Below are 21,138 nucleotides of genomic sequence, written 5' to 3'. Positions count from 1 at the left end.
CGCCCCGCGACCCGCCGGAAAGAGGTCCGATGTACGAGCTTTGCCCGGAAACCGACGAGGACACGCCCGAGATCGAGGCGTTGATGGACCTGTGCTTCGCGCCGGGACGGACCGCGCTCAGTTCCTATCGCCTGCGCGAGGGCGTGCCCAGGGTCGCGCCCCTGTGCCTGTGCCTGCGGGACGATGGCGACGCGGTGGTGGCCGCGATCCGCTACTGGCCGGTGCGGGTGGACGGGCGGCCGGTGCTTCTGCTGGGTCCGGTGGCCGTGCACCCGACCGCCCAGGGCGAGGGGCTGGGGGCGTTCCTGATGCGCGAAAGCCTGTCCCGCGCGGCCGACATGGGGTGGGCGCGGGTGATGCTGGTGGGCGATGCGCCCTATTACGGCCGCTTCGGCTTCACGCGGCTGGACGGCGTGGTGATGCCGCCGCCGACGAACCCCGACCGGGTGCTTGGGCTGGAACTCGTCCCCGACGCATGGGTTGATGTGCGCGGCGATGTCCGGCGGGAGGAATCGCCCGGCGTCCGTGCCGCGCTGGCCGAAATCGAAGCCACCGTCGATCTGCGGCAGGCCTGCATCGAGGTCGAGCCCCGCACCGGCACTGACGAAGGAGCCTGCCCATGACCGCACCAGACGTTCCCAGCCGGCAGGCGGTGCTGCCGCCGATCAATGATCCGACCGTCCACGTCGAGATCGACCGGCTCGCCCGCCGCTATGTCGATGCCGGCGGGCTGGGGATGGACATCCTGTCCGCGATCGGCGGCAGCGCCGAGATGGTGCTGGACCGCCTGCCGGATTTCGCGCGGAAGCGTCTGGACGGCCTGACCCTGTCGGCCCTGACCCGCGCTGTGGGCGCGGCGGGGCGGTCGCGCCGTGTCGTGCGCGACCGGGGCGACTGGTTTAACCGGCTTGCATCCACGGTGTCGGGCGCGGCGGGCGGCCTTGGCGGGCTGCCGGGCGCCATGATCGAGATGCCGGTGACGATCACGATGCTTCTGCGCGGGATCCTGGAAATCGCCGCCGAGCACGGCTTTGATCCCGACGACGAGGAGACGCGGATGGACGCGCTGCGGATCTTTGCCGCGGCTGGCCCGATGGCGTCGGACGACGGCACGGACCTGGGCCTGCTCGCGGCCAAGCTGTCGATCACCGGGCAGACCGTGCAGGGGCTGATCGCGCGCGTGGCGCCGCGCCTGTCGGCGGTGCTGGGGCAGAAGCTCGCCGCGCAGGCGACGCCGGTGTTCGGCGCGCTCGCCGGGGCGTCCATCAACTATACCTTCGCCCGCTACTACCAGGAACTCGCCCGGGTCCAGTTCGGGCTGCTGCGGCTGTCGCGCGAATCCGGCCTTCCGCGCGAGGCGCTGGTCGAGGCGCTGAAGCTGCGGATCGAGGAGCTGCGCGACAAGCGCCCGGCGCGGCCCGCCCGGAAGTCCTGAGCGGCGGCCTCAGCGCCGAATGCCGGACCACCAGCGCCGGACGTGCGAGGTGGTCCAGCCCTGCCGCGCCTCGCCCGGATCTGCGGGGGCTGCGGGGCCCCGGTCCACGCTGACCAGCCGGCGGTCGTGGCGTCCGTCCCGGAAGCGGTTCCACGCCCGCCAGCCGACCGCGAGCAGCACCCCCATCAGCCCCAGGATCACGAGCGCGGGCCAGTTCGGCGGATCGATGTCGGGACCGGCGACCGGCTGGATGCCGACCGCGTTCGGATAGACCGACCACCACGGGATCCGCCAGCCATAGGCGGTGACGCTGACCCATTTGGGGTTCGCGACCGTGGACACCTGGTCGGCCGCCACCGCGTGAAGGTTCGCGCTGTCGTACTTGAAGTAGGGCGGCCAGATCAGGCCGGTATCCTCGTTGCGATAGACGAAGGGCTTGCCGTTCGGCCGCACGGTCGAGATGAAGCGTACGTCGCGCCGCCCGTCAGCGGTTTCCGCGGCCCCTGTTTCTGGCGCTGCGTAGAAGATCGCGTTCGCGCCCACGTTCGTCAGCCGGTTCGACACCTCGACGATCCGCACCGTGTTGCGCGACGGCAGCACGTAATCGAGCGCCAAGAACACCAGCACCCCGAACAGCACCCCGGCGACGATCTGGGCGATACGCATGGCGGCTTCTCCTGTGGGGCGTTGGTGACGGCGAACGCCCCAGCCTCGCACGGCGTTCCGGCGCCCGCCAGAGCGTGCGCGGCTGCGATCACCAGTGGGGCGGGCGCTGGTCGGCAAGCGGGATCGCGCCCTCGGCCGCCTCGCGGTCGGCCTCGCGTTCCATCAGCAGGCCGACATGGCGGCCGAGGCGGCGCAGTTCGGCGTCCTGCCGCGCGACCACGTCCGACAGGTCCTCGACCACGCGCTGCAGGTGCGCCACCCGCTCCTCGACCGTCTGCAACTTGTCCATGCCGCCCCCTTCCGCTAATCCGGCCCGGCATCAGCAGGATACCGCCATGGCCAAGGACCAGAAACCGCGCCGCCCGCGCGCCGAGACGCCGAAGGGCTTCCGGGACTATTTCGGCGCCGAGGTGTCCGAACGCAAGGCGATGCTGGACCGGATCGCCGAGGTCTATCACCGCCACGGCTTCGACGCGCTGGAAACCAGCGGGATCGAGACGGTCGAGGCGCTGGGCAAGTTCCTGCCCGACGTGGACCGCCCGAACGCGGGTGTCTTTGCCTGGCAGGAGGAAGCGGTGCCCGGCGGCGGTTCCGGCGACTGGCTGGCGCTGCGCTATGACCTGACCGCGCCGCTCGCGCGGGTCGCTGCGCAGTACCGGAATGACCTTCCCAGCCCCTACCGGCGCTATGCGATGGGGCCGGTCTGGCGGAACGAGAAGCCGGGGCCGGGGCGGTTCCGGCAGTTCTACCAGTGCGATGCGGACACGGTCGGCGCCGCGTCAGTCGTTGCCGACGCCGAGATCATCGCGATGCTCGCCGATGCGCTGGAAGCCGCCGGGATCGCGCGCGGCGACTACCTGGTGCGGGTGAACAACCGCAAGGTCCTGAACGGCGTTCTCGACGCGATGGGCGTGACCGACGCGGGGCAGGCGGCCGACGTGCTGCGGACGATCGACAAGTTCGACAAGGTCGGCGAGGCCGGCGTGCGCGAGCTGCTGACGACAGGCCGCACCGACGCCTCGGGCGCCGAGATCGAGGGCGTGGGGCTGGAACCTGCGCAGGCCGAGCCGGTGATCGCGTTCCTGACCTCGCGCGGGGCCACGAACGACGAGACGCTTTCGAACCTGCGTTCGGCGGTCGGCGCGTCCGCCGTTGGTGCCGAGGGCGTGGACGAGCTGGCCGAGATTGCGGCGGTGCTGGACGCGACCGGCATGGGCGCCGACCGGGTGGTGATCGACCCGTCGATCGTGCGGGGCCTCGGCTACTACACCGGCCCGGTGTTCGAGGCCGAGCTGACGTTCGAGATCCTCGACGACAAGGGCCGCAAGCGGCAGTTCGGATCGGTCGCGGGGGGCGGGCGCTACGACGACCTGGTCGAGCGGTTCACGGGCCAGAAGGTACCGGCGACGGGCGTTTCCATCGGCGTGGACCGGCTGCTCGCCGCGCTGCGCGAGAAGGGGATCGCGGGCGCGGACAGCGCCGGGCCGGTCGTCGTGACCGTGATGGACCGCGACCGGATGGCCGACTACCAGGCGATGGCCGCCGATCTGCGGGCGGCAGGCATCCGGGCCGAGGTCTATCTCGGCAACCCCAGGAACTTCGGCAACCAGCTGAAATACGCGGACAAGCGCCGCTCGCCCGTCGCGGTGATCCAGGGCGCGGACGAGGCGGCGCGGGGCGTCGTGCAGGTCAAGGACCTCATCCTCGGCGCGAAGATCGCGGCGGAAGCTTCTGTCGAGGAATGGAAATCGCAGCCTGCGCAGGTCGAGGTCGCGCGCGACGCGCTGGTCGGCACGGTCCGCGAGATGCTGTCGCGCGGGCGCCCCGCCGCATGATCCCCCGCACCGCCAAGGCGGCGGTGGGCCGCCGCATCCTCGACGCCTTCGTGGCCGCGGGCGCGGTCGAGGTCGCGCCGGACGTGCTGCTGCCCTCGGCCACGCTCCTGGACCTTTACGGCGAGGACATCCGCGCCCGCGCCTATCTCACCACCGACCCGGTGCGGGGCGAGGTCGTGCTGCGCCCCGACTTCACCGTTCCGGTCGTGCAGATGCACATGGCGGGCGGCGCGGACCCGGCGCGCTACTGCTATCTGGGCGAGGTGTTCCGCAAGCAGGACCACGGCGATACCCGGCCCGCGCACCCGCGCGACAACGAATACCTGCAGGCGGGGTTCGAGCTGTTCTCGCGCGACCCGCAGGCGGATGCGGAGCTGTTCGCGCTGTTCCACGGCATCCTCGCGCCCTATCGCCTGTCGGCCACCATCGGCGACATGGACCTGATCCTCGACGCCGTGGCGGGGCTGCCGCTGTCGGACGCCCGCCGCGCCATGCTGGCGCATCACATCTGGCGGCCCGCGCGGTTCGCCCGCCTGCTCGACCGCTTCTCGGCCCCGATCGCGCCGCGCCAGTTCGCGGTCAACGACGCGCCCTGGACCGGCCTGCGCGACCGGGCCGAGATGGAGGCGCGGATCGACCGGCTGGAAAGCCACCGCGACGAGCCCGTGCTGCCCGCGATCTGGCGCGAACGGCTGCAGCGCCTGTTCGCCGTCGCCGGCCCCGCGCCCGAGGCGCTGGACGAATTGCGCGTGCTGGCCGACCACATGCCCGCCATCGCCGAGGCGACGGAGCGTCTGGCGGCGCGGCTGCGCGACCTTGGCGCGCTGGGGGTCGATCCCGGAACGATCCACTTCGACGCGAGCCACGGCCGGCAGACGATGGAATACTACGACGGCTTCACCTTCAGCTTCACCGCGCCGGGCCGCGCCGACTGGCCGCCGGTGTCGTCGGGCGGGCGCTACGACGCGCTGACGGCGGTGCTGGGGCAGGGGGCGGCGATCCCCGCCGTGGGCGGCATCATCCGCCCCGGCCTTCTGGCGGAGCTGGATCGATGCTGAAGCTGGGGGTGCCGTCCAAGGGACGGCTGATGGAACAGACCTTCGACTGGTTCGCCGCGCGCGGCGTGCGCCTGTCGCGGAACGGGTCGGACCGCGAATACGCGGGCGCGGTCGAGGGCGCCGAGGGCGTGTCGCTGGTCATGCTGTCGGCAGGCGAGATCCCGCGGGAGCTTGCCGCCGGGCGTATCCAGCTGGGCGTGACGGGCACGGACCTGGTGCGCGAAAAGCTGGCGGGCTGGCGGTCGGATGTCGTGGAACTCGCGCCGATGGGCTTCGGCCATGCCGACCTCGTGCTGGCGGTTCCGGCCTGCTGGCGCGACTGCGAGGACCTGGACGATCTTGCATCCATCGCGCGCGACTTCCGCCTGGCGCACGGCTTCCGCCTGCGGATCGCGACGAAGTACCACCGTCTCGTCCGCGCGTTCCTGTCGGCGCACGAGGTCGCGGACTATCAGCTGGTGGACAGCCAGGGCGCGACCGAGGGCACGGTCCTGAACCACACTGCCGAGGCGATCGCCGACATCACCAGTTCGGGCGAGACGCTGCGCGCCAACCACCTGAAGATCCTGTCGGACGGGCTGATCCACGCCAGCCAGGCGACGCTGCTGGCCGGTCGCGCGGTGGCGGACGCGCACGATCTGCGCGCCTTCGCCGACCGGCTCGGCATCCGGGGCGACCTCCACGCGGTCTGAGCCGCGGGCCGGGGGACCGGGATCGAAACCAATCCTCGCGCGTTGGGCGGCTGAAGCTGCAACAAGGGAGACCGTGATGGTCAACGCAAGCGAGATCAGGGAACACATGGAAGTCGTCGGCGCGGACGGGGTCCATGTCGGCAAGGTCGACGGCGTCCAGGGCGACCGCATCAAGCTGGCCCGCAAGGACGAGGAGCACGGCCAGAATGACGCGCACCATCACTTCGTGCAGCTTTCCGCGGTCGCGTCGTGCGACGGCGGCAAGGTGTGGCTGTCGGCGGATGCCGCGAACGCCGAACAGCTGATGGAAGAAGAGGACGGCTCGTCCGTCCGCCCGGGCGAGAAGAACCAGCAGCGCTGATCCCGCGCCACCGGCAGCAAGGCCGCCTTTCCCCCGGAAGGGCGGCCTTGCTACAGGCCGACCAGCGCGCGCGCGAACTCGCCCGCGTCGAACGCGTCGAGGTCGTCGATCTGCTCGCCCACGCCGATCGCGTGGATCGGCAGCCCGAACCTGTCGGCCAGCGCGACCAGCACCCCGCCCCGCGCGGTGCCGTCGAGCTTGGTCATCACCAGACCCGACACGTCGGCGAGCTTGCGGAAGGTCTCGACCTGGCTCAGCGCGTTCTGGCCGGTGGTCGCGTCGAGCACCAGCAGCGTGTTGTGCGGCGCAGTCGGGTCCTTCTTGCGGATCACGCGGACGATCTTGGCCAGCTCCTCCATCAGGTCGGCCCGGTTCTGAAGGCGGCCGGCGGTGTCGATCATCAGCAGGTCCGCGCCCTCTGCCTCGGCCCGCGTCATCGCGTCATAGGCAAGGCTCGCCGGGTCCGAGCCTTGCGGCGCGACCATCACCGGAACGCCGGCGCGCTGGCCCCAGACCTGAAGCTGTTCCACGGCGGCGGCGCGGAAGGTGTCGCCCGCGGCGATCACGACCTTCTTGCCCGCCGCCCGGAACTGGCTCGCGAGCTTGCCGATGGTCGTGGTCTTGCCCGAGCCGTTGACGCCCACGACCAGCACGACCTGCGGCTTTTTCGGATAAAGCGGCAGGGGACGGGCGACCGGCGTCATGATCCGCGTGACCTCGTCGGCGAGCGCCTGCTTCAGCTCGGTCGCGCTGACGCGGCGGCCCATGCGCCCCTCGGCGATGTTGGCGGTGACGCGCAGGGCGGTGTCGGTGCCCATGTCGGCGGCGATCAGCATGTCCTCGAGATCTTCCAGCATCGCGTCGTCCAGTTCCCGCCGCGGCTCGGCCGGCGCGGCGTCGCGGCCAAGCAGGCGGCCGACGAAGCCGGGGCGGTTCTCGACCGGGCGCGGCGCGGGTGGGGCAGGCTGGACCTGCGGCTGGCCTTGCTGCGGCGGCGGCTCGGGCTGCCGGGGTGCGGGTTCGGCCCGCTCGGCCACGATGTCGTCCAGCCCGCCGCCGATCTTGGACGAGGACTTGGTCAGGCGATCGCGCAGCTTGGTAAAGAACGACATGGCGATCCCTCTGTGCGGTTTCAGCCTACCTAATGAGCAAGGAGCAAAAGGAAAACCCCGTCGGGGCGACTGCGCCGCCAACGAAAACGGGCGGCCACGCGGGCCGCCCGTCGCCGTCGTGTGCCCGAGGCGATCAGGCCTTGCCGAGATAGATGTCGACCAGCTTGCCCAGCATCGCCAGCGCGTCCTCGCGCGAGCGCTGGAAGCTGTTGCGGCCGATGATCGAGCCGTTGCCGCCGCCGTCGCGGATCGCGATCGCGTCCTCGTAGACCGCGTCCGACCCTTTGGCCGCGCCGCCCGAGAACACCACGATCCGGCGCCCGCCGAAGGCCGCCTGCATGCAGTGCTCCACCCGCTTGGCCTGGGTCGAGATGTCGATCCCCTGCTCCTGGTAGACCTTCTTCGCGTCCTTGTTCTCGAGCGCGTCGGTCGACAGCTTGATCTTGATGATGTGGGCGCCCAGCAGCGCCGCGATCTGGGCGGCGTAAGCGGCGATGTCGATCGCGGTCTCGCCTTCCTTGCTGATCGCCTCGCCGCGCGGGTAGGACCAGATCACGGTCGGAATGCCGACCGAGGCGGCTTCGGCGCGCATTTCCGAGATTTCCTCGAACATGTCGAGCGCCAGGTCCGAACCCGGGTAGATGGTGAAGCCGATGGCGGCGCAGCCGAGGCGCAGCGCGTCCTGCACCGTCGCGGTCACGGCCTGGTTCTTGCCGGCGGTATCCGACATCAGGCTGTTGGCGCTGTTGCACTTGAGGATCGTCGGGATCTGGCCGGCATAGGTGTCGGCGCCCGCCTCGATCATGCCAAGGGGCGCTGCATAGGCGTTCAGGCCCGCGTCGATGGCCAGCTGGTAGTGGTAGTGGGGGTCGTAGCCCAGCGGGTTCTTGGCGAAGGACCGCGCGGGGCCGTGCTCGAAGCCCTGGTCCACGGGCAGGATGACCATCTTGCCGGTGCCGGCGAGCCTGCCCTGCATCAGCATGCGGGCGAGGTTGGCTTTGACGCCGGGGTTCTCGCCTTCGTAGTTGGCCAGGATCTTCTTGACGGTATCGGTCATCTGCATGGGATGCGGGCTCCGCGACTGGAATCGGTGTGGCGTTCCCTTAGCAGACCGTGGCTTGGGGGAAAGGCCGGTTGCGCTAACGGATCGGACCTGCCGCGCCGCCTGCGCGTTGCAAGGGCAGAACCCGCATCACCGAAGAAGGGACCGCCATGACCCGGACGACGATCCTCGCTGCTGCCGCCGCGCTTCTTGCCGCAATGCCGCTGGGCGCCCAGACCGCGTCGCCGCAGCCCGCGGTGCCCGACACGGCGGTTCCACCCGCGCCGGCCCCGGTCACGACCGCCGAGCCCGCCCCGACCGACATGCCCGGCACCGCACCCGCCGAGGGCGACACGATCGAGCGTGTGGCCTATGCCTGCGAGGGCGGCAAGATGCTGGAGGTGGTCTACGTCAACACGGCGTCGGGTTCGTCCTTCGCGGTCGTGTCGCAGAAGGACGAGCTGATCCCGATGCAGGTGGCCGTGTCCGGGTCGGGCGCGCGCTACGTGCCGGTCAACGTGAACCAGACCTACGAGCTGTTGACCAAGGGCGACGCGGCCACGCTGTACGAAGACAGCGACACCGTCCTTGCCGGCGACTGCACCGCGAAGCGCTGACCTGCCCGCGCCCGCCGTCAGTCCAGCGGTTCCGCCGTGTAGCCCGCGGCAGAGATCGCGGCGATCGCAGGCTGGGTGCCCAGGTTCTCGACCGTGACCAGCCTGGATTGCGGGTCGGCGGCCGCTTTTCCGCCCGCCTGCGCCACGGCGCGTTCGATCGCCCGGGCGCAGTCCGCGCAGGCCATGTCGCTCACCTGAAAGCGCATCCGCCGCCCCTTTCAAATTGACCGGCACGGCTTTCCCGCGCATATCCGCCTCATCATGACAGAGCTCAATCTCATCCGCAATTTTTCGATCGTGGCCCATATCGACCACGGGAAATCCACGCTGGCCGACCGGCTGATCCAGTCGACGGGCACGGTCGCCGACCGTGACATGAAGGAGCAGCTGCTCGACAGCATGGATATCGAGCGTGAGCGCGGCATCACCATCAAGGCGAACACCGTCCGCATCACCTATCCGGCGAAGGACGGGCAGACCTACGTCCTGAACCTGATCGACACGCCCGGCCACGTCGACTTCGCCTACGAGGTCAGCCGGTCGATGCGCGCGGTCGAGGGTTCGCTTCTGGTGGTGGACGCGACGCAGGGGGTCGAGGCGCAGACGCTCGCCAACGTCTACCAGGCGATCGACGCGGGCCACGAGATCGTGCCGGTCCTGAACAAGATCGACCTTCCCGCGGCCGAACCCGAGCGGGTGAAGGAGCAGATCGAGGACGTGATCGGCATCGACGCCGCCGACGCCGTCCTGATCTCGGCCAAGACGGGCCTGGGCATCCCCGACGTGCTGGAGGCGATCGTGACCCGCCTGCCCGCCCCGCAGGGCACCCGCGACGCGGCGCTGAAGGCGATGCTGGTGGACAGCTGGTACGACCCCTATCTGGGCGTCGTCGTCATGATCCGGGTCATGGACGGGGTGATCCGCCGCGGCGACCGCGTCAAGATGATGCAGACCGGCGCCGTCTACGGCATCGACAAGCTCGCCGTCCTGACCCCGGCGATGAAGGACATCGCGGAACTGGGGCCGGGCGAGATCGGGGTCTTCACCGCCTCGATCAAGCAGGTGCGCGACACCCGCGTCGGCGACACCATCACCCACGAGCGCCGCGGCACCGACGCGCCGCTGCCGGGCTTCAAGCCCGCGCAGCCGGTGGTGTTCTGCGGCCTGTTCCCGGTGGATGCCGCCGATTTCGACGCGCTCCGCGACGCGATCGAGAAGCTGGCGCTGAACGACGCCTCGTTCAGCTACGAGATGGAGACATCGGCCGCGCTCGGCTTCGGCTTCCGCTGCGGCTTCCTGGGGCTTCTCCACCTCGAGGTGATCCGCGACCGGCTGGAACGCGAATACGACCTCGATCTCATCACCACCGCGCCGAGCGTCGTGTTCCGCCTGTTCATGCGCGACGGCGAGGTGCGGGAACTGCACAACCCCGCCGACATGCCCGACCTCACGCTGGTCGATCACATCGAGGAGCCGCGGATCAAGGCCACGATCATGGTCCCGGACGAATACCTGGGCGACGTGCTGAAGCTGTGCCAGGACCGCCGCGGGATCCAGATGGACCTGACCTACGCCGGCAGCCGGGCGATGGCGGTCTACGACCTGCCGCTGGCCGAGGTCGTGTTCGACTTCTACGACCGGCTGAAGTCGGTGACCAAGGGCTACGCCTCGTTCGACTACCAGATCTCGGAATACCGCGAGGACAACCTGGTGAAGATGTCGATCCTGGTGAACGACGAGCCGGTGGACGCGCTGTCGATCATGGTCCACCGCGACCGCGCCGAGGCGCGCGGCCGGGTGATGGTGGAAAAGCTGAAGGAGCTGATCCCCCGCCACATGTTCAAGATCCCGATCCAGGCGGCCATCGGCGGGCGGGTCATTGCGCGGGAAACGCTGGCGGCGCTGAGGAAGGACGTGACCGCGAAGTGCTACGGGGGGGATGCCACGCGGAAGAAGAAGCTGCTGGAGAAGCAGAAGGCCGGCAAGAAGAAGATGCGCCAGTTCGGGAAGGTGGAGATTCCGCAGTCGGCGTTTATTTCGGCGTTGAAGATGGATGGGTGAGGGTGAGTAGGGTAAACTTAAGGCTCGCAGTTCTCGGCGAGTCTTCTTCTTTCATGGACGTAACAAGCGCAGTCTCGGCAAAGAGTAAGTTCATCAATTTTGAAGATGAAATTGAATATTTTCAGATCCGAAATCCGCCCGATCTTTATGACTGGCAATATTCCGTAAAAGCGCTGTCTTGCTTATGCCCTAAGCGGCGGGGCGAAGATGTCCTGCTAGTCTTGGTTAGCGTGCCAATTGAAAACAATTATATCTTGAAAAGAATTGGCGATTCTCGCTTGGTACTTACCACATTTGAGATCGGCGATACGCTATCAGGAGCCAACGTTTCGATTTCCAATCTGATTCTGAGAATGTCGTATGCAGCAAGTCTTATGAGGATATGCAACATAGACATTCTTTCTGCCGGGGCTGATTGGACGGAGTATTCTCATGTAGAAACTAGAGGGTGCATCTTTGATATGACCCCACATAAATATGATATTCACAAGTCGTGCGTTGCTCCGATAATTTGCTCTGAGTGCGAAGAACGGCTGGTTAGGCGTGGAGTTTCAAACAATGTAATCAGGATGGTGCGAAAGAACTGAAAAGAAACTTAAAGCGCGGAGCCTATTGGCGTCTTGTTGATTTCCTCGAGAGGCGCCCCTTTGCGTCATTTGCAATAGCCACTGCATGGGCTGTGCTAGTGGGGGCTCTTGGATCATTATTGGCAAATTTAATCTGGGAACGCCTTTAGAGCTTTAATAAGTTTACTTAGTTTCAAAGGACCGTTCCGTCCAGTACAGCGCTTGGCTTAAGGCAGTTGCGGTGCATCCCCCGCAAAAACTGCTCCGCTGCGGATCCTCGAGCGGAAGTTAGTCGAGACGCAGCCGGTACCCCTCACCCCAAAAACCCCACCACAGCCTCCACCACCTCCGCCGGCTTCTCCGCATGCAGCCAGTGGCTCGTGCCCGCGACCCGCTCCAGCTGCGCCTTCGGGAACGCCGCGCGGATCTCAGCCTCGTGTTCCGGCGAAACGTAGTCGCTCTCGCCCCCGGCGAGGAACAGCGCCGGGCCGTCCCATGACAGGCCCTCGTGCCCCGGCCAGCCGGTCAGGTCCGCCATCCGCTCGCGCAGCGCGGCAAGGTTCATGCGCCAGCGGGGCGGGTCGGATTTGAGGTCCAGCGACTGCAGCAGGAAGGCGCGGACCGAATGGTCGTCCAGGTGCTGCGCCAGGGCCATGTCGGCCTGCGAGCGGGTCTTGGCCGAGGTCAGGTCCGTCGCCTCCATCGCGTCGATGGTGTCCGCCTGCGAATGGCCGTAGGCCACCGGGGCGATGTCCAGCACCACCAGCCGCGCCACGAGTTCCGGCCGCGTCAGCGCCAGCCACATCGCGGCCTTGCCGCCCATCGAATGGCCGACCACGTCCATCTGGCCGCCGCCCCCGCTCTCCCCCCGCCCGACGTGATCCTCGATCACCCGCGCGAGGTCGCCCGCCATTGCCGGATAGGTGTGGTCGGGGTCGTGGAAGGACTCGCCGTGGTTGCGCATGTCCACCGCCACCACCGTGCGGTCCCGGGACAGGGCGCGGGCGAGGACGCCCAGGTTGCGGGCCTGACCGAACAGCCCGTGCACCAGCAGCACGGGCGTCTTGTCAGAAGGTTCAGCGGGGCCGGAGACGGTCGTGTTGAGCTTCATGGCCGCAGCCTAAAGCGGCTGGCACGGCTCTGCCAGCGATCTTATGGTGGCCGGCAAACGGGGGGCGCCATGACGATCGAGGATGTGCAGGGCTGGGCCGACGAGGTCGCGCGGCTGATGGCATCGCGGTTCGGGGGCGCGCGGCGGGGCACGGCGCCGGGGCTCGCGACGATGATCAAGCGGCGGGGCAGGGCGCTGCCCAAGCGCCACCGGCGCGCGGCGGCGCTGCTGGCGGCCTCGGCCGGGCTCGCCGGCAATCCCCGCATGGCGCACCGGATCGACACGGCGGCGGTGCGCGAGGCGCACCGGCAGCTTGTGGAATACCTGCGCCCGCTGGGAAGCGGGCAGCGGCTCGCGGACGGGCTTCTGCACGTCGCCGCCGCGGTGGCGCTGGGCCTGCTGGTCGTGGGCGCGCTGGTGGTCTGGCTGATGGTCCGGCGCGGCGCGCTGTAGGGCGCCGCGCCGGGCAGGCTTCAGAGGTTGGGGTAGATCGGGAAGCGGGCGCAGAGCGCCTTGACCTCGGTCGCGACCTTCGCCTCGACCTCGGCGTTGCCTTCGGGGCCGTTCGCGGCCAGGCCGTCCAGCACCTCGACGATCCAGCGGCCGATCTGGCGGAACTCCTCCTGCCCGAAGCCGCGCGTGGTCCCGGCGGGGGAGCCGAGGCGCACGCCCGACGTGACGGTCGGCTTTTCGGGGTCGAACGGGATCCCGTTCTTGTTGCAGGTGATGTGGGCGCGGCCAAGCGCGTCCTCGGTGGCGTTGCCCTTGACGCCCTTGGGGCGCAGGTCCACCAGCATCAGGTGCGTGTCGGTGCCCCCGGTGACGATGTCGAGCCCGCCTTTCATCAGCTCGTCCGCCAGCGCCTGCGCGTTCGAGACGACGTTCGCGGCGTAGTCCCTGAACTCCGGCCGCAGCGCCTCGGCGAAGGCCACGGCCTTGGCCGCGATGACGTGCATCAGCGGCCCGCCCTGGATGCCGGGGAAGATCGCCGAGTTGACCTTTTTCGCGATGTCGGCGTCGTTCGTCAGGATCATGCCGCCACGGGGGCCGCGCAGCGTCTTGTGGGTGGTCGTCGTCGCCACGTGGGCGTGCGGGAAGGGCGACGGGTAAAGCCCGGCCGCGACCAGCCCCGCGAAGTGGGCCATGTCGACGATCAGGTACGCGCCGACCTCGTCCGCGACCTGGCGCAGCCGCGCGAAGTCGATGATCCGCGGGATCGCCGAGCCGCCGGCGATGATCGCCTTGGGCCGGTGCTCGCGGGCGAGCCGCTCGACCTCGTCGTAGTCGAGCAGGCTGTCCTGCTTGCGCACCCCGTACTGCACCGCGTTGAACCACTTGCCCGACTGGTTGGGCCTCGCGCCGTGGGTCAGGTGGCCGCCCGCGTCGAGGCTCATCCCGAGAATGGTGTCGCCGGGCTTGAGCAGGGCCTGGAACACGCCCTGGTTCGCCTGGCTGCCGCTGTTGGGCTGGACGTTCGCGAACTCGCACCCGAACAGCTGCCTGGCGCGGTCGATCGCCAGCGTCTCGGCGATGTCCACGTACTCGCAGCCGCCGTAATAGCGCCGGCCCGGATAGCCTTCGGCATACTTGTTCGTCATGACCGAGCCCTGCGCTTCCAGCACGGCCTGCGAGACGATGTTTTCCGAGGCGATCAGCTCGATCTCGTCGCGCTGGCGGCCGAGTTCCTTGCGGATCGCGGCGAAGATCTCGGGATCGCGGGATTCGAGCGGTTCGGTGAAGAAGGCGCTGTCGGTCATGGTGTCTCTCCAAGGTGTGGCGACGGTCTAGCGGCTTTGCGGCGCGGTTGAAAGAATGGAGCGGGGGGCGCGACTGAATGAAGCTTGCCAAGCGCCGGGCCGGATGCATGGTTGCCGCAATGACCCGGTTGCATTTCACCGCGAACGACACCGAGCTTGCGCTGTCGGCGCTGGGGCGGCTGATGGAACGCCACGGACAGGCGCCGCTGGGCGCGGCCGACGTGATCGTGGCGCTGGGGGGCGACGGGTTCCTGCTGTCCACCCTGCGGCAGAACTCGGGCCTGCCGGTCTACGGGATGAACCGGGGCACGGTCGGGTTCCTGATGAACGACTACGACGAGGACGACCTGCCGCAGCGCATCGGGGCGGCCGAGGAAACCGTCATCAACCCCTTGTCGATGGTGGCGATGTCGTCGGACGGGCACGAGCATCGCGCGCTCGCGATCAACGAGGTAAGCCTGCTGCGCGCGGGCGCGCAGGCTGCCAAGCTGCGGGTCAGCGTGAACGGCCGGGTGCGGATGGACGAGCTGATCTGCGACGGCGCGATCCTGGCGACGCCGGTCGGGTCCACCGCCTACAACTATTCCGCCGGCGGGCCGATCCTGCCGATCGGGTCGGACGTGCTGGCGATGACCGCCATCGCGCCCTTCCGCCCGCGGCGCTGGCGCGGGGCGATCCTGCCGAAATCCGCGGTGGTGCGGTTCGACGTGCTGGAGCCGCTGAAGCGCCCGGTGATGGCCGACGCCGACGCGCGCGGCGTTGAACGGGTGCGCTGGGTCGAGATCCGGTCCGAGCCCGCGATCACGCACCGCGTCCTGTTCGACACCGGGCACGGCATGGAAGAGCGGCTGATGCGCGAGCAGTTCGTCTGACCCGGGATGGGGGGCTCCGCCCCCCCTGGGGCTCCGCCCCCGCCCCCCTGGGGCTCCCCCGGGATATTTGGGGACAGAAGATCGAGGCTTGGTTGCGAGGCTGGTGCGTGCGCGGTAAACGCCGCCCATGCTAGACAATCGCCCCCAGCTGCCGCCCGAGATCGCCCGTCGCCGGACCTTCGCGATCATCTCGCACCCCGACGCCGGCAAGACCACGCTGACCGAGAAGTTCCTGCTGTTCGGCGGCGCGATCCAGATGGCCGGGCAGGTCCGCGCCAAGGGCGAGGCGCGGCGCACGCGGTCCGACTTCATGAAGATGGAGCAGGAGCGCGGGATTTCCGTCTCGGCCTCGGCCATGTCGTTCGACTTTGGCCAGTACCGCTTCAATCTGGTGGACACGCCCGGCCACTCGGACTTTTCCGAGGATACCTATCGCACGCTGACCGCCGTGGATGCCGCGATCATGGTGATCGACGGCGCGAAGGGCGTCGAAAGCCAGACCCGCAAGCTGTTCGAGGTCTGCCGCCTGCGCGACCTGCCGATCCTGACCTTCTGCAACAAGATGGACCGCGAAAGCCGCGACACGTTCGAGATCATCGACGAGATCCAGGAGAACCTGGCGATCGACGTGGCGCCGGCAAGCTGGCCTATCGGGATGGGCCGCGATTTCCTCGGCACCTACGACCTGCTGCACGACCGGCTGGAGCTGATGGACCGCGCCGACCGCAACCGGGTGGCTGAGTCGGTCAAGATCTCGGGCCTCGACGATCCGAAGCTGGCCGAGCACGTGCCGCCCGGGCAGCTGGCGAAGCTGCGCGAGGAGGTCGAGATGGCGCGCGAGCTGCTGCCCGCCTTCGACCGCAAGTCGTTCCTTGAAGGGCATATGACCCCAATCTGGTTCGGCTCGGCCATCAACAGCTTCGGCGTGAAGGAGCTGATGACCGGCATCGGCGAATACGGCCCCCAGCCGCAGCCGCAGACCGCGGCCGAACGGCAGATTTCCCCCGACGAGGCGGACGTCACCGGCTTCGTCTTCAAGGTGCAGGCCAACATGGACCCCAAGCACCGCGACCGGGTGGCGTTCGTCCGTCTGGCGTCGGGGCATTTCGAGCGCGGGATGAAGATGACCCACGTGCGGTCGAAGAAGCCGATGGCGGTGTCGAACCCGGTGCTGTTCCTCGCGTCAGACCGCGAGCTGGCAGAGGAAGCATGGGCCGGCGACATCATCGGCATCCCGAACCACGGCCAGCTTCGCATCGGCGACGCGCTGACCGAGGGCGAGATGCTGCGCTTCACCGGCATCCCCTCGTTCGCGCCTGAGCTTCTGCAGACGGTCCGCGCGGGCGATCCGATGAAGGCCAAGCATCTCGAGAAGGCGCTGATGCAGTTCGCCGAGGAAGGCGCGGCCAAGGTCTTCAAGCCGATGATCGGGTCGGGCTTCATCGTCGGCGTCGTCGGCGCGCTGCAGTTCGAGGTGCTGGCGAGCCGGATCGAGCAGGAATACGGCCTGCCGGTGCGGTTCGAGCCGTCGCAGTTCACCTCTGCCCGCTGGATCTCGGGCCCGAAGGAGGCGGTCGAGAAGTTCGCCGCCACGAACAAGCAGCACATGGCGACGGACAACGACGGCGATCTGGTCTATCTGACGCGGCTGCAGTGGGACATCGACCGCGTGCAGCGCGACCAGCCCGAGCTGAAGCTGACGGCGACGAAGGAGATGATGGTTTAAGCCCGCAGACGCGTAGGCGACAGGCGGAATGAAAGGCAGGCACAAAGCGTGCCTGCCGCAATTTCACCCCACCGTCAGGTCCATCGTCACGTCCGCGTTCAGCACCTTGCTGACCGGGCAGCCCGTCTTCGCCGCCTCGGCCGCCTGCCGGATCGCGGCCTCGTCGCCCTGGCCCGACACCTTCGTCGTCAGGTGGACCCTGGTGATCGCGAAGCCCTCGCCCTGCTTCTCGATCGTCACGGCCGAGCTCGTCTCGATCCGCGCGTCCTTCACCCCTGCCTTTTCCAGCTGGCCCGACAGCGCCATGCTGAAGCAGGCGGCGTGGGCGGCGCCGATCAGTTCCTCGGGGTTGGTGCCCTTTTCCTCGCCAAAGCGGGTGCTGAAGCCGTAGGGGGAATCCAGCACGCCGCTTTCGGTCGAGACCGTGCCCTTGCCGTCTTTGATGCCGCCTTGCCATTCGGCCGAACCGGTCCTGATGCTCATCTGTCGCTTCCTTCTGGTGATGTCCTGCCTGAACGCGCGGCCCGGCGCTTGGTTCAGCACGGCGGGCGGCGCGAAGCCGCCGACGGGGTTCCGCGCTGCCGGGATGCAGCTCAGGAAACCGCATTGGCGCTGCCGGGGCGCAGGACTATAGTCCCGCAGCTTTTCGGAAGGGTCCCGCATGCTGGGCAGAATCTACCTCTACATCCTGTTCAACATCGGCCGGGTGATCGTGTCGGCGCAGTCGCTCGTGGCATGGGCGAAGACGCGGTCGAAGCCCACCGTGGTGCATCACGAGGCCCCGTACGACGACCGTCCCATCATGCTGCTGGCGCTGTACGAAAAGGGCCTGCTGCGGCCGGACGTGACGCGGCTGCTGGAGCAGGCGCGGGCCGCGGGGTTCTACGTTGTCGCGGTGAACACGCTGAAGCTCCGCAACCCCGGGTCGGTCGCGGGCATGGTCGACTGCTACATCGAGCGCCCGAACTACGGCCGCGACTTCGGCAGCTACAAGACCGGGTTCCTGCACATCTACAACCGCCGCTGGGACCGGACCTGCCCGCGCCTTCTGATGATCAACGACAGCGTCTACTTCACGACCGAGCGGATGCGCCCGTTCCTGGATGACATGATGTCGCCATCGCCCGAAGTCCTGGGCGCGACCGAGAACCACGAGATCGAATACCACCTCGGCTCGTTCTGCATCGCGATGGACGGCTCCGTCCTGCGGTCGCAGCTGATGCGCGACTACTGGAAGGACTACACGTTGTCGGACGTGCGCCCGCGCGTGATCCGGGAAGGAGAGATGCGGCTGTCGCGGACTCTGAAGCGGGTGGTGACAACACCGCGGGAATTCGCGGCGCTCTACAGCGCAACCCGGTTCGCGGAACAGGTGGAACGCGATGAAGGGCTGCTGGATTTCGCGATGCGCAATGCCCGCTCGGCGAACAGGACACACTGGAAGCGGGTAACGCCAAAGGCGGCGCTGAACTATCTTTCGTCGCGCTTCTTGGTTCCGTTCAATCCTGCCGCCAGCTTCGAGATGGGCCCTCCCAAGCCGTTCCAGAGCGGTGTGGAGATGGCCGAGGCCAGCCTTGCGGAAAGCGAGTTCGTCGCGAGTTACGACGATTTCGTCCGCTTCCTGCACAGTCGGGTCAGCCGGCCAGAGACGATCGACAACAAGGCCGTCCGGTCCATGACGGCAGCATACGCGGCCGAGGTGTTCATGGAAGGCAGCCAGATCCACCAGAACGCAGCGATCATGCTGGCGATGGGGCTGCCGATCATCAAGCTCGACGGGCTCTACCGCGGCATGTTCAACTTGGCCGACGTGCGGACGCTGACCGACCAGCTTCCCTCGCACGAGGCCGAGGAGCTGCGCGCCCTGCTGATGGACCGTCCGTTCGGCGGCGACACGCTGATCGGCTGGAAGCGGGCGGCGTTCCTGCGCGGCTATATCTGATCGGCGCGACCCGTTTGCCAGTAACCCGTTCGCTTCGTTTGCCCGCGAGAAGATCCGCCTGATGGCCCGCCTCGTCATCCACATCGGCACGCACAAGACCGGGACCACGTTCCTGCAGCACAAGCTGGCCGAGGCGCGGCCGTGGCTTCGCGAACGCGGCTTCGTCTATCCCGATTTCGGATCGACCGCGCACCACCTGCTGGTCGCGCACTGGGTCGGGCTGAAGCACGAGCTGGCGTCGCGCCCCGACCCGGTTGCGGTCTGGAAGGCGCTTGCCGCCGACCACGTCGGCAGCGACCGGACGATCGTCGTCAGCAGCGAGGAGTTCTCGCGCGCCACGGTAAACCGGCCGGACTTCCGGGCGATCCGCGCCTGGTTCGACGGGTTCGAATCGGTGCGGCTGATCTGCTACATCCGCGACCAGCTGTCCTACCTTCAGTCGATCTATACCGAGGTGTCCAAGGTCCGGAATCCCGGCGGGCCCGGGGCGATGGTCGACGAGGCGATCGGCACCGGCATGTTCACCGGGGTGGCGGTGGGCTACAATCTGCTGGCCGACATCCTTGCCGCGCAGATGCCGCTCGGGGACGTGACCTTCTGCAACTACCAGGACGCGTGCGGCGCGGATGGCGGCCTGCTGGGCCATTTCCTGCGCCAGCTCGGACTGGAGGGTGAGCCGCCCGCGACCCCCGTCCAGCGCCAGAACGAAAGCCGCGCCGCGGTGGAGGTGTGGATCGCCAACACGATCTCTGCCCCCGCCGTCGCGCCAGCAGCCCTGATCGAGCAGGTGGCGCAGGTGCTGGCGCAGCAGTTCCCCGCCCTCCGCGGCGGAACCATCTTCACACCGGACGAGATCGCGCGGCTGCAGAAGCGGTTCGAGCCCGCGAACCGTTATTTCGAGACGCGCGTCCAGCCCTCGAGCCCCGGGTTCCGCATTCCCCATCTGCAGGGCTTCGCCGGCCGCCCGCCCCGCGACGCGATCGGGCCGGAGGTCTGGGACGCCGTGAAGGCGGCGCTCTAGGGCGGCGCTCTAGGGTTCAGCGCGTCAGCCGCTCCCATTCCGAAATCGCGAAGCGGTCCGTCATGCCCGCGACGTAGTCCAGCACCAGCCGGGCACGGGTGACGTCGTCGCGCGCGGCGGCTGCCTCGGCCTGCCAGTCTGCCGGCAGCAGCCTCGGATCGTTCATCAGCAAGGGGAACAGCTGCTGCAGGATCGCGGTGACGCGGGCCCGTTCCTCCATCACCGACGGGGCGCGGTACATGCGGGTGAACAGGAACGCCTTGATCGACTTGAGGCTCTGGTAAAGCGGCTTCGAGAACCGGATCACCGGCCCGTCCATGCGGCGGATGTCGTCGGCATGGGCGGGTTGCAGCGCGGCAAGGCGGTTCTGCGCGACGGCGATCACGTCCTCGACCATCTCGCCGAAGACGCGGCGCAGCGCCTCGTGCCTGCGGCGCATCGGGGCGAGGTCGGGGTGGAGCCGGTCGACCTCGGCGAAGGCCGGGCCGATCAGCGGCAGCTCGGCCAGGTCGTCCTCGGTGAACAGCCCGGCGCGAAGGCCGTCGTGCAGGTCGTGGTGGTTGTAGGCCACGTCGTCGGCGACGGCGGCGACCTGCGCCTCGGCGCTGGCATGGGTGTGCAGGGCGAGGTCCCAGTCGTGGTTCACCTCGACCAGCGCATAGGGCAGGGGGCCTTCCGCCGCGCCTCCCGCCGGGCCTCCCGCCGGGCCTGCGCCGACGACCGGGCCGTTGTGCTTGGCGATCCCTTCCAGCGTTTCCCATGTCAGATTGAGGCCGTCGAACCCGGCGTAGTGCCGTTCCAGCCGCGTCACGATCCGCAGCGCCTGCGCGTTGTGGTCGAACCCGCCCCACGGCGCCATCAGCGCGGCCAGCGCATCCTCGCCGGTATGGCCGAAGGGCGGGTGGCCCAGGTCGTGGGCCAGCGCCACGGCTTCCGCCAGGTCCGTGTTCAGCGCCAGCGCGCCCGCGATCGTGCGGGCGACCTGCGCCACCTCGACGGTGTGGGTCAGCCTGGTGCGGTAGTAGTCGCCGCGGTAGTCCTCGCCATCCTGTTCGACGAAGACCTGCGTCTTGTGCTTGAGCCGGCGGAACGCGCTCGAATGGATGATCCGGTCGCGGTCGCGCTGCCACGGGCTGCGGAACGTGGACAGTTCCTCGTGGTGCAGCCGCCCGCGGCTGTCGGCCGGCTGGCAGGCGTAGGGGGCGGTCATGCGGACTCCTTCGGGGCCATCGCGTCGGTCCTGCCGGACAAGCGCGGTCGCGCG

22 protein-coding genes are annotated in these 21,138 nt (G+C 68.5%); 13 read left to right on the top strand and 9 right to left on the bottom strand.

From position 1 onward, the window contains the following. Positions 1-29 precede the first annotated feature (29 nt). Together ELI80_RS07845 and ELI80_RS07840 are read left to right on the top strand one after the other, a co-directional pair. Complete coding sequence (locus ELI80_RS07845; protein ID WP_136650552.1) at positions 30-623, top strand: GNAT family N-acetyltransferase; 594 nt, start codon at positions 30-32, stop codon at positions 621-623. Next, positions 620-1,435, top strand: a complete 816-nt coding sequence (locus ELI80_RS07840; RefSeq protein ID WP_136650551.1) for an EcsC family protein — start codon at positions 620-622, stop codon at positions 1,433-1,435. The genes ELI80_RS07845 and ELI80_RS07840 overlap by 4 nt, the downstream gene beginning before the upstream one ends. A 9-nt stretch (positions 1,436-1,444) precedes the next feature. Here ELI80_RS07840 and ELI80_RS07835 read toward each other — a convergent pair whose 3' ends face one another. Both ELI80_RS07835 and ELI80_RS07830 read right to left on the bottom strand, forming a co-directional pair. After that, positions 1,445-2,101: a DUF1523 family protein gene (locus tag ELI80_RS07835; protein ID WP_136650550.1), complete on the bottom strand. Its 657-nt coding sequence runs from the start codon at positions 2,099-2,101 to the stop codon at positions 1,445-1,447. 88 nt (positions 2,102-2,189) lie between these two features. Beyond that, a complete protein-coding gene (locus ELI80_RS07830; RefSeq protein ID WP_136650549.1) occupies positions 2,190-2,390 on the bottom strand; it encodes a SlyX family protein in 201 nt (66 codons plus the stop codon). A 46-nt stretch (positions 2,391-2,436) separates the two neighbouring features. Here ELI80_RS07830 and hisS point away from each other — a divergent pair, with 46 nt between their 5' ends. From hisS to ELI80_RS07810, 4 genes are all read left to right on the top strand, one after another. Next, a complete protein-coding gene (gene hisS, locus ELI80_RS07825) occupies positions 2,437-3,936 on the top strand; it encodes a histidine--tRNA ligase (RefSeq protein WP_136650548.1) in 1,500 nt (499 codons plus the stop codon). Next, a complete protein-coding gene (locus ELI80_RS07820; RefSeq protein ID WP_136650547.1) occupies positions 3,933-4,994 on the top strand; it encodes an ATP phosphoribosyltransferase regulatory subunit in 1,062 nt (353 codons plus the stop codon). Before hisS ends, ELI80_RS07820 begins: the two co-directional genes overlap by 4 nt. Then, positions 4,988-5,686, top strand: coding sequence for an ATP phosphoribosyltransferase (gene hisG, locus ELI80_RS07815; RefSeq protein WP_136650546.1), 699 nt, complete (start codon positions 4,988-4,990; stop codon positions 5,684-5,686). The genes ELI80_RS07820 and hisG overlap by 7 nt, the downstream gene beginning before the upstream one ends. Positions 5,687-5,762: 76 nt before the next feature. Continuing rightward, on the top strand, positions 5,763-6,047 hold the full coding sequence (locus tag ELI80_RS07810) for a DUF2171 domain-containing protein (protein WP_136650545.1): 285 nt from the start codon (positions 5,763-5,765) through the stop codon (positions 6,045-6,047). A gap of 50 nt (positions 6,048-6,097) precedes the next feature. On the opposite strand, the gene ftsY is transcribed toward ELI80_RS07810, so the two are convergent. Together ftsY and ELI80_RS07800 are read right to left on the bottom strand one after the other, a co-directional pair. Next, positions 6,098-7,159: a signal recognition particle-docking protein FtsY gene (gene ftsY / locus ELI80_RS07805; RefSeq protein ID WP_136650544.1), complete on the bottom strand. Its 1,062-nt coding sequence runs from the start codon at positions 7,157-7,159 to the stop codon at positions 6,098-6,100. A 133-nt stretch (positions 7,160-7,292) separates the two neighbouring features. Beyond that, positions 7,293-8,222: a class I fructose-bisphosphate aldolase gene (locus ELI80_RS07800; protein ID WP_136650543.1), complete on the bottom strand. Its 930-nt coding sequence runs from the start codon at positions 8,220-8,222 to the stop codon at positions 7,293-7,295. A 149-nt stretch (positions 8,223-8,371) separates the two neighbouring features. Between ELI80_RS07800 and ELI80_RS07795 the strand changes: the two genes are divergently transcribed. Then, complete coding sequence (locus ELI80_RS07795) at positions 8,372-8,818, top strand: MliC family protein (RefSeq protein ID WP_136650542.1); 447 nt, start codon at positions 8,372-8,374, stop codon at positions 8,816-8,818. A 17-nt stretch (positions 8,819-8,835) separates the two neighbouring features. On the opposite strand, the gene ELI80_RS07790 is transcribed toward ELI80_RS07795, so the two are convergent. Then, complete coding sequence (locus ELI80_RS07790) at positions 8,836-9,024, bottom strand: heavy-metal-associated domain-containing protein (RefSeq protein WP_136650541.1); 189 nt, start codon at positions 9,022-9,024, stop codon at positions 8,836-8,838. Between the two features lie 55 nt (positions 9,025-9,079). Between ELI80_RS07790 and lepA the strand changes: the two genes are divergently transcribed. Further along, the gene (gene lepA / locus ELI80_RS07785) at positions 9,080-10,879 is read left to right on the top strand and encodes a translation elongation factor 4 (protein WP_136650540.1); all 1,800 of its coding nucleotides are present in this window, start codon (positions 9,080-9,082) and stop codon (positions 10,877-10,879) included. 879 nt (positions 10,880-11,758) lie between these two features. On the opposite strand, the gene ELI80_RS07780 is transcribed toward lepA, so the two are convergent. After that, complete coding sequence (locus ELI80_RS07780) at positions 11,759-12,556, bottom strand: alpha/beta fold hydrolase (protein ID WP_136650539.1); 798 nt, start codon at positions 12,554-12,556, stop codon at positions 11,759-11,761. A 69-nt stretch (positions 12,557-12,625) separates the two neighbouring features. Here ELI80_RS07780 and ELI80_RS07775 point away from each other — a divergent pair, with 69 nt between their 5' ends. Beyond that, positions 12,626-13,009, top strand: a complete 384-nt coding sequence (locus tag ELI80_RS07775) for a hypothetical protein (protein ID WP_136650538.1) — start codon at positions 12,626-12,628, stop codon at positions 13,007-13,009. Positions 13,010-13,029: 20 nt separating this feature from the next. Here the strand turns inward: ELI80_RS07775 and glyA are convergent, their stop codons facing one another. After that, positions 13,030-14,313: a serine hydroxymethyltransferase gene (glyA, locus tag ELI80_RS07770; RefSeq protein WP_136650537.1), complete on the bottom strand. Its 1,284-nt coding sequence runs from the start codon at positions 14,311-14,313 to the stop codon at positions 13,030-13,032. A gap of 119 nt (positions 14,314-14,432) precedes the next feature. On the opposite strand from glyA, the gene ELI80_RS07765 reads away from it, so the two are divergent. Further along, positions 14,433-15,185 (top strand): NAD kinase, encoded by a 753-nt coding sequence (locus ELI80_RS07765; protein WP_136650536.1) that lies wholly within the window; start codon positions 14,433-14,435, stop codon positions 15,183-15,185. Positions 15,186-15,312: 127 nt separating this feature from the next. After that, positions 15,313-16,911 (top strand): peptide chain release factor 3, encoded by a 1,599-nt coding sequence (locus ELI80_RS07760; RefSeq protein WP_136650535.1) that lies wholly within the window; start codon positions 15,313-15,315, stop codon positions 16,909-16,911. Between the two features lie 63 nt (positions 16,912-16,974). On the opposite strand, the gene ELI80_RS07755 is transcribed toward ELI80_RS07760, so the two are convergent. Beyond that, on the bottom strand, positions 16,975-17,394 hold the full coding sequence (locus tag ELI80_RS07755; protein ID WP_136650534.1) for an OsmC family protein: 420 nt from the start codon (positions 17,392-17,394) through the stop codon (positions 16,975-16,977). A 178-nt stretch (positions 17,395-17,572) separates the two neighbouring features. On the opposite strand from ELI80_RS07755, the gene ELI80_RS07750 reads away from it, so the two are divergent. Both ELI80_RS07750 and ELI80_RS07745 read left to right on the top strand, forming a co-directional pair. Then, positions 17,573-18,853, top strand: a complete 1,281-nt coding sequence (locus tag ELI80_RS07750; RefSeq protein ID WP_136650533.1) for a rhamnan synthesis F family protein — start codon at positions 17,573-17,575, stop codon at positions 18,851-18,853. A 61-nt stretch (positions 18,854-18,914) separates the two neighbouring features. After that, a complete protein-coding gene (locus tag ELI80_RS07745; protein WP_136650532.1) occupies positions 18,915-19,874 on the top strand; it encodes a hypothetical protein in 960 nt (319 codons plus the stop codon). Positions 19,875-19,890: 16 nt separating this feature from the next. Here the strand turns inward: ELI80_RS07745 and ELI80_RS07740 are convergent, their stop codons facing one another. After that, positions 19,891-21,084 carry a deoxyguanosinetriphosphate triphosphohydrolase gene (locus ELI80_RS07740; protein WP_136650531.1) on the bottom strand — a complete coding sequence of 398 codons (1,194 nt, stop codon included), beginning with the start codon at positions 21,082-21,084 and terminating at the stop codon, positions 19,891-19,893. Between the last annotated feature and the right edge of the window lie 54 nt (positions 21,085-21,138).

The organism is Paracoccus aeridis (assembly GCF_004923205.2).
Lineage (GTDB): Bacteria > Pseudomonadota > Alphaproteobacteria > Rhodobacterales > Rhodobacteraceae > Paracoccus > Paracoccus aeridis.
This window is presented reverse-complemented; position numbering and strand designations above follow the sequence as displayed.